This window comes from Citrobacter sp. CK199 (assembly GCF_030333285.1).
In the GTDB taxonomy this organism is placed as follows: Bacteria; Pseudomonadota; Gammaproteobacteria; order Enterobacterales; family Enterobacteriaceae; genus Citrobacter_B; species Citrobacter_B koseri.
The window spans coordinates 239,702-252,772 of the sequence record NZ_JAOWGF010000026.1 but is presented as its reverse complement, the minus strand read 5'-3'; the positions used below and the strand labels follow the sequence as shown (position 1 = coordinate 252,772).

General features: G+C 53.6%; 10 protein-coding genes. 8 read left to right on the top strand and 2 right to left on the bottom strand.

Annotated elements, in window-relative coordinates:
• The first annotated feature begins 30 nt into the window (after nt 1-30).
• The 3 genes from yqgB (at nt 31) to speB (ending at nt 3,298) form a co-directional block, all read left to right on the top strand.
• Nucleotides 31-162 (top strand): acid stress response protein YqgB, encoded by a 132-nt coding sequence (yqgB, locus tag OGX75_RS12275; RefSeq protein ID WP_047463939.1) that lies wholly within the window; start codon nt 31-33, stop codon nt 160-162.
• 8 nt (nt 163-170) lie between these two features.
• Nucleotides 171-2,147 (top strand): biosynthetic arginine decarboxylase, encoded by a 1,977-nt coding sequence (gene speA, locus OGX75_RS12270; protein ID WP_024130934.1) that lies wholly within the window; start codon nt 171-173, stop codon nt 2,145-2,147.
• Nucleotides 2,148-2,377: 230 nt separating this feature from the next.
• Nucleotides 2,378-3,298, top strand: a complete 921-nt coding sequence (gene speB / locus OGX75_RS12265) for an agmatinase (RefSeq protein ID WP_012135054.1) — start codon at nt 2,378-2,380, stop codon at nt 3,296-3,298.
• A gap of 39 nt (nt 3,299-3,337) precedes the next feature.
• On the opposite strand, the gene OGX75_RS12260 is transcribed toward speB, so the two are convergent.
• Together OGX75_RS12260 and loiP are read right to left on the bottom strand one after the other, a co-directional pair.
• Nucleotides 3,338-4,606, bottom strand: coding sequence for an OprD family outer membrane porin (locus tag OGX75_RS12260; RefSeq protein ID WP_012135053.1), 1,269 nt, complete (start codon nt 4,604-4,606; stop codon nt 3,338-3,340).
• Nucleotides 4,607-5,598: 992 nt separating this feature from the next.
• Nucleotides 5,599-6,357 carry a metalloprotease LoiP gene (gene loiP, locus OGX75_RS12255; protein WP_049010274.1) on the bottom strand — a complete coding sequence of 253 codons (759 nt, stop codon included), beginning with the start codon at nt 6,355-6,357 and terminating at the stop codon, nt 5,599-5,601.
• A 277-nt stretch (nt 6,358-6,634) separates the two neighbouring features.
• Between loiP and tkt the strand changes: the two genes are divergently transcribed.
• From tkt to glpX, 5 genes are all read left to right on the top strand, one after another.
• Nucleotides 6,635-8,626: a transketolase gene (gene tkt / locus OGX75_RS12250; RefSeq protein ID WP_024130933.1), complete on the top strand. Its 1,992-nt coding sequence runs from the start codon at nt 6,635-6,637 to the stop codon at nt 8,624-8,626.
• Between the two features lie 313 nt (nt 8,627-8,939).
• Nucleotides 8,940-9,380 (top strand): PTS mannitol transporter subunit IIA, encoded by a 441-nt coding sequence (gene cmtB / locus OGX75_RS12245; protein ID WP_286451128.1) that lies wholly within the window; start codon nt 8,940-8,942, stop codon nt 9,378-9,380.
• Between the two features lie 27 nt (nt 9,381-9,407).
• A complete protein-coding gene (locus OGX75_RS12240; protein ID WP_101744087.1) occupies nt 9,408-10,790 on the top strand; it encodes a PTS mannitol transporter subunit IIBC in 1,383 nt (460 codons plus the stop codon).
• A 24-nt stretch (nt 10,791-10,814) separates the two neighbouring features.
• A complete protein-coding gene (locus tag OGX75_RS12235) occupies nt 10,815-12,092 on the top strand; it encodes a zinc-binding dehydrogenase (protein ID WP_012135046.1) in 1,278 nt (425 codons plus the stop codon).
• Nucleotides 12,089-13,060 carry a class II fructose-bisphosphatase gene (glpX, locus tag OGX75_RS12230; RefSeq protein WP_012135045.1) on the top strand — a complete coding sequence of 324 codons (972 nt, stop codon included), beginning with the start codon at nt 12,089-12,091 and terminating at the stop codon, nt 13,058-13,060. Before OGX75_RS12235 ends, glpX begins: the two co-directional genes overlap by 4 nt.
• The last annotated feature ends 11 nt before the right edge of the window (nt 13,061-13,071 follow it).

Genomic DNA, 13,071 nt, shown 5'->3' with positions numbered 1-13,071 from the left:
CTTAAGTTCGGTTACGTGTTTTACAATGATATGAAAAAGAAACCGGTCGCGCAGGCGGAGCGTCAGCACTATCTGCTGGAAAATACGTCTGTTTATGGGTTGTTATCGCGTCTACGGATTGCGATAGTAGTCAACTGTTTTACACTTGTTAATAAAATTTGAGGTTCGCTATGTCTGACGACATGTCTATGGGTTCGCCTTCGTCAGCAGGCGAACAGGGTGTACTACGCTCCATGCAGGAGGTTGCAATGAGCTCCCAGGAAGCCAGCAAGATGCTGCGTACTTACAATATTGCCTGGTGGGGCAATAACTACTACGACGTCAACGAACTGGGACACATCAGCGTGTGCCCGGACCCTGACGTCCCTCAGGCGCGCGTCGATCTCGCCAAACTGGTGAAAGCTCGCGAAGCGCAAGGCCAGCGTCTGCCTGCGTTGTTCTGCTTCCCGCAGATCCTGCAACACCGTCTGCGCTCCATTAACGCGGCGTTTAAACGCGCGCGTGAATCCTACGGTTATAACGGCGACTACTTCCTCGTTTATCCGATCAAGGTCAACCAGCACCGTCGGGTGATTGAATCTCTGATTCACTCCGGCGAACCGCTGGGGCTGGAAGCCGGTTCGAAGGCGGAGCTGATGGCGGTTCTGGCGCACGCCGGAATGACCCGCAGCGTGATCGTCTGTAACGGCTACAAAGACCGTGAATACATCCGTCTGGCGCTGATTGGCGAAAAGATGGGCCACAAGGTCTATCTGGTCATCGAGAAGATGTCAGAAATCGCGATCGTGCTGGATGAAGCCGAGCGTCTGAACGTGATCCCGCGCTTGGGTGTGCGTGCGCGTCTGGCCTCGCAGGGTTCCGGTAAATGGCAGTCTTCCGGCGGCGAAAAATCAAAATTCGGCCTGGCGGCGACGCAGGTGCTGCAACTGGTTGAAACCCTGCGTGAAGCCGGGCGACTGGACAGCCTGCAACTGCTGCACTTCCACCTCGGCTCGCAGATGGCGAATATCCGCGACATTGCCACCGGCGTGCGCGAATCCGCCCGTTTCTACGTTGAATTGCATAAGCTGGGCGTCAACATTCAGTGTTTCGACGTCGGCGGCGGTCTGGGCGTGGATTACGAAGGAACCCGCTCGCAGTCTGATTGCTCCGTGAACTACGGTTTGAACGAATACGCTAACAACATCATCTGGGCGATTGGCGACGCGTGTGAAGAACACGGTCTGCCGCACCCAACGGTGATCACCGAGTCTGGCCGTGCGGTAACTGCGCACCATACCGTGCTGGTATCGAACATCATCGGCGTGGAGCGTAACGAATATACGGTGCCCACCGCGCCTGCCGACGACGCGCCGCGCGCGTTGCAGAGCATGTGGGAAACCTGGCAGGAGATGCACGAACCGGGCACCCGTCGCTCGCTGCGTGAATGGCTGCACGACAGCCAGATGGACCTGCACGACATTCACATTGGCTACTCTTCCGGGACGTTCAGCTTGCAGGAACGCGCCTGGGCGGAACAGCTTTACCTGAGCATGTGCCACGAAGTACAGAAACAGCTGGACCCGCAGAACCGTGCGCATCGTCCGATCATCGATGAGTTGCAGGAGCGTATGGCGGACAAAATGTACGTCAACTTCTCGCTGTTCCAGTCAATGCCGGATGCGTGGGGTATCGATCAACTGTTCCCGGTGCTGCCGCTGGAAGGGCTGGATCAGGTGCCTGAGCGTCGCGCGGTGCTGCTGGATATCACCTGTGATTCCGATGGCGCGATCGATCACTACATCGACGGTGACGGCATCGCCACCACTATGCCGATGCCGGAGTACGATCCAGAGAACCCACCGATGCTCGGTTTCTTTATGGTCGGCGCCTATCAGGAGATCCTTGGCAACATGCACAACCTGTTCGGCGACACCGAAGCGGTTGACGTGTTTGTCTTCCCGGATGGCAGCGTGGAAGTTGAGCTGTCTGACGAAGGGGACACCGTGGCGGATATGCTGCAATACGTACAGCTCGATCCGAACACGCTGCTGACCCACTTCCGCGATCAGGTGAAACAGACTGGTCTGGACGATGCGCTGCAACAGCAGTTCCTCGAAGAGTTTGAGACGGGGCTGTACGGGTACACTTACCTGGAAGACGAGTAGCCGCTGATGCCCGGTGGCGCTGCGCTTACCGGGCCTACGAATGCAGGCCGGATACGGCGAAGCCGCCATCCGGCAGAATGCTATACTCACTTGAACCCGTATGAATTAACGGCGATAATTCGCCCCAATAATCGATTTACGAATCAATCCCTTCCTCGTCGGGTTTAACGACGCGGAGGGGATTTTTTTTCATCTGTTTTTAATGTATCGACTTTAAAAGAGGTCAGGACATGAGCACTTTAGGTCATCAGTACGATAACTCCCTGGTTTCCAACGCCTTCGGCTTTCTGCGTCTGCCGCTGAATTTCCAGCCTTATGACAGCGACGCCGACTGGGTTATCACCGGCGTACCGTTTGATATGGCGACTTCCGGTCGTGCGGGCGGCCGCCACGGCCCGGCGGCAATCCGTCAGGTTTCCACTAACCTGGCCTGGGAGCACAACCGCTTCCCGTGGAACTTCGACATGCGCGAGCGCCTGAACGTTGTGGACTGCGGTGACCTGGTCTATGCGTTTGGCGACGCGCGCGAGATGAGTGAAAAATTGCAGGCGCATGCGGAGAAACTGCTGTCAGCCGGTAAACGTATGCTCTCCTTCGGCGGCGACCACTTCGTGACCCTGCCGCTGCTGCGCGCTCATGCAAAGCACTTTGGCAAAATGGCGCTGGTGCATTTTGACGCGCATACCGACACCTACGCGAACGGCTGCGAGTTTGACCACGGCACCATGTTCTACACTGCGCCGAAAGAGGGATTGATTGACCCGAACCACTCCGTGCAGATTGGTATTCGTACTGAATTTGATAAAGACAACGGTTTCACCGTGCTGGATGCCTGCCAGGTGAACGATCGCGGCGTGGATGACATCATCGCGCAGGTTAATCAGATCGTTGGCGATATGCCGGTCTACCTGACCTTTGATATCGACTGTCTGGACCCGGCGTTCGCACCGGGCACAGGGACGCCGGTGATCGGCGGCCTGACTTCCGATCGCGCCATTAAACTGGTGCGCGGTCTGAAAGATCTGAACATCGTCGGGATGGATGTGGTGGAAGTGGCTCCGGCTTATGACCAGTCCGAAATCACCGCGCTGGCTGCGGCGACCCTGGCGCTGGAAATGCTCTACATTCAGGCGGCGAAAAAAGGCGAATAAGTGCTTCCCCCTCTCCGTCATCAGGAGAGGGGTTTTAACTTAAAAGATGTTAAACGGATATTCCACGTAAGCGCGAATCTCGTTGCCGCTAACGTTATAGTCGCTGGCGTTGCTGGACACGCGTAATACGGAATAGCGCAGCTTCAGTTTCAGGTCTTTTGCCATGCCGTCCTGAACCTGGTATTGCACCTGGTTGAACCACTCGTGCTCTTTGCCGTTGCTGGTTGCCGATGTTTTGATGTTATCGCCGCGAACATAAGCGGTTGTCCAGCTCAGCCCCGGTAAACCGAGACCGGCAAAATCCAGTCCATATGACGCCTGCCAGGAACGTTCGTCTTCACCGTTAAAATCAGACCAGTAAGAGTTCGCCAGCCAGATGGTGTTGCCGCCATCGCCGACGCCGCCCTGATCGCGATAGCTGCCGTAGTGATAACCGGTGCTGCCGCTGCTTTGCTGATACGCCACTTTAAAGGTATGAATATCCCAGATATAACTTGCCGCCAGGCTCCAGATGCTGTTGCTGCGGCCAGTATTCAGGCTATCGGCGTAACCGGAATCCAGACGTGAGTTGTAGCCGTTGAAGTCCAGCACCAGCTGCTGTCCGGTGCTGAAAGGCTGTTTGAAGTTCAGCCCCAGATACTGTTTGTTCAGCACATCTTCGACGTGCGAGGCATACAGGGCGCCGCTGAACTGATCGTTAAACTGGTAGCTCGCGCCGCCGAAAGAGAGGCTTTTCAGGCCGCTGTTGTGGCGGTCGTCGCTTTTGCGCTGCTCGTCGGTGAAATAACCGGCATTAATCTCCAGACCGTCGATCTCTCTGGAGGTCAACATGGTGCCGGTGAAGCTTTCAAACAGCAGACGGGAATCGTCGGCGTAGACGATCGGGAGCTGCGGACGCTGGTTGCCGTAGCTCAGGACGGTGTTGGAGATGCGCATTTTGGCGGTTGCGCCAAATTTTGCCAGATCGGATTTCGCGCGGCCGTCGCTGTCTTGTTTGAAGAAGTCGATACCGCCAGCGCCACTGCGGCCACGGCCGCCGTCCAGACGCACGCCATACTGCGCAATACCGTCAACGCCAAAGCCGATCAGACCTTCGGTATAGCCGGATTCAAAGGTGGCGACAATGCCCTGGCCCCATTCGGCTTTGTCCTGTACGCCACCCTGATAGTCGCGGTTAATCCAGGCGTTGCGTAAAAAGAGATTTAAATGGCTGTCATTAACAAAACCCTGGCTGTCGGATTGTTGGCTGGCAATGGCAGGCAATGCGGCGAATAAACTTAATGCGATTAACGATATTTCTTTTTTCACTGAGGGAACTTCTCTTTATGGATAATATCAAATTGAATTGCTGCGTTACGGATAGTTACCTGAATAATTATTGATTGCAAACATTTTGTGACAAAGGCTTACAGCCGTTGGCGTGCCGGCCATATCGGGGCTGGACTATTTTATATTTTGTCTGTGGCGTTAAAAGAAGTGATAAAACATGCCGGGGAATATAAATACTAAAATAATTCTCTATCAGAGAATAAAACGTCGAATATATCGCTACTGTTTATATTCTGATATTTAACGTTCTGTGCGCTTAAGTTATCAATTTATGCGTTATAAGAATGGGGGGGGAATTACCATTTGAACGCTATTCTGTCTGCCGGGAGAATATTTAGCCAGGAAGATTGTTTCCGTTCACCTGATGTTCAACATTACTCTGAAAACTCAGTACTCGTGAACGTGCAAGGGAGGCTCGCCGCCGCCTCCCTTGCAACCCAGGCTCTCCGGCAAGGAAAATCGCCGCTGCGCGGTTCATTCGCCTTATTCCGTCTGCCTTTCGGGTCGGGGCCGAGCCTGCGTCCCGGCAGGCCGTCCCCTCCGCCCGCGTCCTTGCGGGCGGACCCGGTCAGCCGTCAACGTCTCATCGATTTTCAGCCGGAACAGGGGCATTGCTGCAATGCTCTGATTTTCAGCCGCACCGGTTTTGCTGTTAAAAAAAAACCGTGGAAATGGTCAGGTGTGGGCGGGTCCGGCTGAAAATTGCCGACGTGTTTCCGTAAGGCCGGAGGAACCCGCATGGATGCGGGTTCAGGGCGCGTTTTGCAGGGACGCTACCTCGCGCCCGCCCCGGTAGCCAGGAGGAATAAGCGGAGGGTATTGCGAAGCAACAATTTTCCCGCCGGGAGCCAGGATTGTTAAGGAGGCGGCGACGAGCCTCCTTAACACGTTCGCAAATGCTATGGTTTCAGACAGGTAACGAACATAAGGCGAACGGAACAGCTAACAAGAGCTACATGTTGCTCTCGTTTTTATTTAATACCGTCTGCCGCCATTCGGTCGCGAATATGCTGGGCGCGTTCGGCGGAGGCCGGGTGATCGTCAAACATGGAGCTTTGACGTCCCGCTTCCAGCTTCGCCAGTTTCTCAAAACTGGTTGCCAGCCCGGCCGGACTGATGCCGCGTTTGCGCAACAAATCATAGGAGTAATCATCCGCCTCGGACTCCTGGCGCTGGGAGAACTGTGAGTTCACCAGTTTCTCGCCAAGATCGCCCAACTGCGACTGCGACAGACTGCCGACAATACCGCCAGCGGAAGCGGCTGCGGCGCGAACCGCGTTAGTCCCCAGCGCAACCTGCATCCCTTTCTTCACATGGCCGAGCGCAACGTGTCCCATTTCGTGGCCGATGACCGCCTCCACTTCGTTATCGGTCATGATGTCCATCAGGCCGCTATAGACGCGGATACAGCCGTTCGCCATTGCAAACGCGTTAACGTCTTTCGCCACATAGACTTTGTAATTCACCGGCTGGCCGTTGATATTGTCGCCGAGCGCAGAGGCGATTTTGCTCAGTCGCTTCGCGTATTCGCTGCTGGCCGGGGCGATCGTCGCCTTGCTGTCCATTTCCGTACATGCCTGGTCGCTGAGCGCTTTTACTTGCTCATCACTAAGGCTGTAAGCCTGAAAAGCGCCTGCACCTGAAGCGAGCAGTCCATTGGAGTCCATATTCTGGCAACCGGTCAGAACCGTCGCCATGCTCATAGCAAGCAGTAAAGCGCGAATTTTCATGTTTTCTCTTCCGCACGAAATCAGGATTGTTCTAAAAGTGCGCCTTGTGTCGATGAACCAGCGCCACGCTAAGTATAAAGAAAAGAACGACAAGGGGGTGAGCAGATTGCGCAACATGCGAACACGATCCGGAGATTTCTGAAGCGGCGAAAGGATGCTCCATGTACATGGCTCGCGGCTTGGGTTACATTGTTGGCACTTTTTTCCGGCGTAGCCCAAAACGCGCTGTCGTCAAGTCGTTAAGGGCATGGCCTTCATCATCCGATCTGGAGTCAAAATGTCCTCACGTAAAGAGCTTGCCAATGCTATTCGTGCGCTGAGCATGGACGCAGTACAGAAAGCCAAATCCGGTCACCCGGGTGCCCCTATGGGTATGGCTGACATTGCCGAAGTCCTGTGGCGTGATTTCCTGAACCACAATCCGCAGAACCCTTCCTGGGCTGACCGTGACCGCTTCGTGCTGTCTAACGGCCACGGCTCCATGCTGATCTACAGCCTGCTGCACCTCACCGGCTATGACCTGCCGATGTCTGAGCTGCAAAACTTCCGTCAGCTGCACTCCAAAACGCCGGGCCACCCGGAAGTGGGTTACACCGCGGGTGTTGAAACCACCACCGGCCCGCTGGGCCAGGGGATTGCGAACGCGGTCGGTATGGCGATTGCGGAAAAAACACTGGCGGCGCAGTTCAACCGTCCAGGCCACGATATCGTGGATCACTTCACCTATGCCTTCATGGGCGATGGCTGCATGATGGAAGGTATCTCCCATGAAGTCTGCTCTCTGGCAGGAACGCTGAAGCTGGGCAAACTGATCGCGTTCTACGATGACAACGGTATCTCTATCGATGGCCACGTTGAAGGCTGGTTCACTGATGACACCGCTAAACGTTTCGAAGCCTACGGCTGGCACGTTGTGCGCGGTATCGACGGTCACGATGCTGAAGCGATTAAACGCGCGGTTGAAGAAGCGCGCGCCGTTACTGACAAACCGTCCCTGCTGATGTGCAAAACCATCATCGGTTTCGGTTCCCCGAACAAAGCGGGTACGCACGACTCTCACGGCGCGCCGCTGGGCGATGCTGAAATCGCACTGACCCGCGAACAGCTGGGCTGGAAATACGCGCCGTTCGAAATCCCGTCTGAAATCTATGCGCAGTGGGATGCGAAAGAAGCCGGTCAGGCAAAAGAAGCGGCCTGGAATGAGAAATTCGCCGCCTATGCAAAAGCCTTCCCGCAGGAAGCCGCTGAATTTACCCGTCGTATGAAAGGCGAAATGCCGTCTGACTTCGACGCGAAAGCGAATGAATTTATCGCTAAGTTGCAGGCTAACCCGGCGAAAATTGCCAGCCGTAAAGCGTCTCAGAATGCGATTGAAGCGTTCGGGCCGCTGCTGCCTGAATTCCTCGGCGGTTCCGCTGACCTGGCGCCAAGCAACCTGACCCTGTGGTCGGGTTCTAAAGCCATTAACGAAGATGCTGCGGGTAACTACATCCATTACGGCGTGCGCGAGTTCGGTATGACCGCCATCGCTAACGGCATCTCCCTGCACGGTGGTTTCCTGCCGTACACCTCTACCTTCCTGATGTTCGTGGAATATGCCCGTAACGCGGTGCGTATGGCTGCGCTGATGAAACAGCGTCAGGTGATGGTCTACACCCACGACTCCATCGGTCTGGGCGAAGATGGCCCGACTCACCAGCCGGTAGAGCAGGTGGCTTCTCTGCGCGTAACGCCGAACATGAGCACCTGGCGTCCGTGTGACCAGGTTGAATCCGCAGTGGCGTGGAAATACGGCGTTGAGCGTCAGGACGGCCCGACCGCGCTGATCCTCTCCCGTCAGAACCTGGCGCAGCAGGAACGTACCGAAGAGCAGCTGGCGAACATCGCGCGCGGTGGTTATGTGCTGAAAGATTGCGCCGGTCAGCCGGAACTGATCTTCATCGCAACCGGTTCTGAAGTTGAGCTGGCCGTTGCCGCATGGGACAAACTGTCTGCCGAAGGCGTGAAAGCGCGCGTGGTCTCCATGCCGTCTACCGACGCGTTCGACAAGCAGGATGCCGCTTACCGTGAAGCCGTACTGCCGAAAGCGGTTTCCGCTCGCGTGGCCGTGGAAGCGGGTATCGCTGACTACTGGTTCAAATACGTGGGCCTGAATGGCGCTATCGTCGGCATGACCACCTTCGGTGAGTCTGCGCCTGCTGAGCTGCTGTTCGAAGAGTTCGGCTTTACCGTTGATAACGTTGTCGCGAAAGCAAAAGAACTGCTGTAATCACGATACAACACCGAACGGGTCGCTCAGGCGGCCCGTTTTTTATAAAGGGATTATAAATAATTTCGTTCAGACAAGTGGCTATATATGATCTAATTCACATATTTGATATTTAGTGATTTTGTGTAATTGTGATGAATATCGCATAAATACAGTTGCTTTTTATTTTTATGTTTTTAACTGTCTGTTTTTATTGAGTTCTAAAAAAACACTTTCTCCTTCTTCGCATTTTTCCCCTCGATTGATTTCGCTTTGCCGCGCGAGTATTTTGTTTTTAACGATAAGCAGTACCCTATATAAATAAGGATAATTTATGCGGCTGATTGATTATTTCCCTGAATCGTCAATAGCAATAAAAAATGCAGCGACTGACTGGCGCGAAGCAATTGATTTTTCCATGTCCTCTCTGCTTTCTCATGATTATGTTAACTCACGGTATATTCAGGCTATTAAAGAGTCCACATTAACCAATGGACCTTATTATATTCTGGCGCCAGGCGTCGCAATGCCGCATGCGCGCCCTGAATGTGGTGCTTTAAAAACGGGGATGTCGTTAACACTCCTCCGACAAGAAGTGAAGTTTACAGAAGATGAGCCGATCAAACTATTAATCGGTTTATCCGCCGCAGATGCGGACTCTCACATTGGCGCTATTCAGGCGTTAAGTGAATTATTATGTGAAGATGAAATTCTTACTGAATTGTTAACAGCAACATCTGAAAAACAGCTAGCGGATATTATTGCTCGCGCATAATTAATTTCTCCTCTACAGGATATTATTATGGAACACAAGTCTGCTCGTGCAAAGGTCCAGGCTTTTGGGGGCTTTTTGACTGCAATGGTCATTCCCAATATCGGCGCATTTATTGCCTGGGGGTTTATTACTGCCTTATTTATTCCAACCGGTTGGCTACCGAATGAACATTTCGCCAAAATAGTTGGCCCTATGATCACCTATTTGCTGCCAGTTATGATCGGTTCCACTGGCGGCCATCTGGTGGGTGGGAAACGAGGCGCGGTGATGGGGGGAATTGGTACGATTGGCGTCATTATCGGCGCGGATATTCCTATGTTCCTCGGCTCAATGATCATGGGGCCACTTGGTGGGCTGGTGATTAAGCATATCGACCGACTGCTGGACAAGCGTATTCCCGCTGGCTTTGAGATGGTGATTAATAACTTCTCTCTGGGTATTGCCGGGATGCTCCTGTGCCTGCTGGGGTTTGAGGTGATTGGCCCGGCAGTGCTCATCGCGAATAATTTTGTGAAAGAGTGTATTGAATCGCTGGTGCATGCCGGTTATTTGCCGCTGCTGTCGCTTATTAACGAACCCGCGAAAATTCTCTTTCTGAATAACGCGATTGATCAGGGCGTCTATTACCCGTTAGGGATGCAACAGGCGTCGGAAACGGGGAAATCGATTTTCTTCATGGTGGCCTCTAACCCTGGCCCGGGATTAGGGCTGCTGCTGGGCTTTACCTTCTTTGGCCGTGGTATGAGCAAAAAATCCGCGCCGGGAGCGATGATCATCCACTTCCTGGGGGGGATTCACGAGCTGTACTTCCCGTATGTACTGATGAAACCGTTAACGCTGATTGCGATGATCGCTGGCGGGATGACGGGAACCTGGGTGTTTAATCTGTTAGGCGGTGGACTGGTTGCAGGCCCAAGTCCGGGTTCGATTTTCGCGTACCTTGCGCTGACGCCGAAAGGATCTTTCCTGGCTACGATCGCGGGTGTAACGGCGGGAACGCTGGTGACCTTCATCGTGACTTCGATCATCCTGAAAATGGAAAAGAGCGTTGAAACGGAGAATGAAGAAGACAATTTCGCAGAGTCTGCGAAAGCCGTGAAGGCAATGAAACAGGAAGGCGCATTTTCTTATAAGAATATTAAACGTATCGCTTTTGTCTGCGATGCCGGAATGGGTTCCAGCGCGATGGGGGCAACGACATTCCGTAAGCGTCTGGAGAAAGCCGGTCTGGTGATTGCGGTGGCTCATCATGCTATCGAAAATGTTCCTGATGACGCCGATATTATCGTGACGCATGCCAGCCTTGAGGGCCGCGTTAAGCGTGTGAGTAATAAACCCACGGTGTTAATTAAAAATTACATCGGTGACCCACTGCTGGATGAATTATTTAAAAAACTCATCGCGGATTAGCATCATCAATTTTTCGGAGTAACTATGAAGACTAAAGTAGCTGCTATTTATGGTAAGCAGGATGTTCGCATCCGCGAGTTTGAATTGCCTGAAATTACAGATAATGAACTGTTAGTGAGTGTAATATCAGACAGCGTGTGTTTATCGACATGGAAAGCCGCCACGTTAGGTAGCGAGCATAAACGTGTGCCTGATGACTTAGAGAATCACCCGGTTATTACTGGTCATGAGTGTGCAGGTATTATTGTTGAAGTGGGGAAAAACCTGACCGATAAATATAAAAAGGGACAACGTTTTGTGTTGCAACCGGCGATGGGGTTGCCCAGCGGATATTCAGCGGGATATAGCTATGAATATTTTGGCGGCAATGCGACGTATATGATTATTCCTGAGCTGGCGATTAACCTCGGCTGTGTTTTACCGTATCACGGCTCTTATTTCGCGGCGGCGTCACTGGCAGAACCCATGTGCTGTATTATCGGCGCATACAATGCGAACTACCACACGACGCCTTATGTTTATGAGCACCGTATGGGGGTGAAACCTGGCGGTAATATTGCGCTTCTGGCGTGTGCCGGGCCGATGGGGATCGGCGCCATTGATTATGCCATCAACGGTGGTATCCAGCCTTCGCGAGTGGTGGTGGTCGATATTGATGAAGCCCGTCTGTCACAAGCGAAAAAACTGCTGCCGGTCGAGCTGGCGGCGGCGAAGGGGATTGAGCTTGTTTATGTGAATACCTGCGGCATGGAAAACCCGACGGCAAAACTGCGTGCGCTAACGGAAGATGCGGGTTTCGATGACGTTTTCGTTTACGCCGCCGTCCCGGCGGTGGTGGAAATGGCCGATACACTGCTGGCTGAAGACGGTTGTCTGAACTTTTTCGCGGGCCCAACGGATAAAGATTTTAAGGTTCCGTTTAACTTCTACAACGTGCATTACAACAGTACCCATGTTGTGGGAACATCCGGCGGTTCGACCGATGACATGAAAGAGGCCATTGCGTTGAGCGCCACAGGGCAACTACAGCCTTCATTTATGGTAACGCACATTGGCGGGCTGGATGCCGTCCCGGAAACGGTGCTTAACCTGCCCAATATTCCGGGCGGGAAAAAACTCATTTATAACGGTGTGACTATGCCGCTGACCGCTATCGCCGATTTTGCCGAAAAAGGAAAAACCGACCCGTTATTCAAAGCGCTGGCGCGTCTGGTTGAAGAGACGCACGGCATCTGGAATGAAAACGCGGAGAGATATTTGCTGGCGCAGTTTGGCGTAGATATTGGGGAGGCGGCGGCATGATGTCTCTGGCGTGGCCGCTTTTTCGGATTACGGAACAGGCAGCGCTTGCTGCCTGGCCGCAAACCGGATGCGGCGATAAAAACAAAATCGATGGACTGGCGGTGACAGCCATGCGTCAGTCATTAAATGAAGTCGCCATGCGGGGCAAAATTGTTATCGGCGAAGGCGAAATCGACCATGCGCCGATGTTGTATATCGGTGAAGAGGTCGGAACCGGGACAGGGCCGAGCGTGGATATCGCCGTCGATCCGATTGAGGGAACGCGTATGGTGGCGATGGGGCAGAATAATGCGTTGTCCGTGATGGCGCTGGCGCCGCAGGGGAGCCTGCTGCATGCGCCTGACATGTATATGCGCAAACTGGTGGTTAACCGTCAGGCGAAAGGGGCGATTAACCTCGCGTTATCACTGGAAGAGAACCTGCGTAATATTGCCGCTGCGCTGAATAAGCCGCTCACGTCGTTGCGTATGGCGACGCTGGATAAACCGCGCCATCAGGCGGTTATTCAGCAGGCCGCGCAGCTTGGCGTTAAGGTGTTTGCTTTGCCGGACGGCGATGTCGCCGCCAGCGTATTAACCTGCCAGCAACATCATCCGTTCGATGTGATGTACGCTATTGGCGGCGCGCCGGAAGGGGTGATATCAGCCTGTGCCGTGAAGGCGCTTGATGGTGATATGCAGGCTGAGTTGATTGACTTTTGTCAGGCGAAAGGTGAAACGGCGGAACACCGATTGATCGCGAACGATGAGTTACGTCGCTGTAAGCAAATGGGTGTCGCGGTGAACCGGGTTTATACGCTGGATGAACTCGTGGGAAGCCAGGATATTCTGTTTTCAGCAACGGGCGTAACGGGAGGCGATCTGTTACATGGCGTGCAGAAAACGGAAAATGGCGTCAGTACGCAAACATTACTGATCGGCGGCATCGATCGAACGTGTAATATAATAGACTCTCTGCATTGCTGGTGATTTATCGAGAA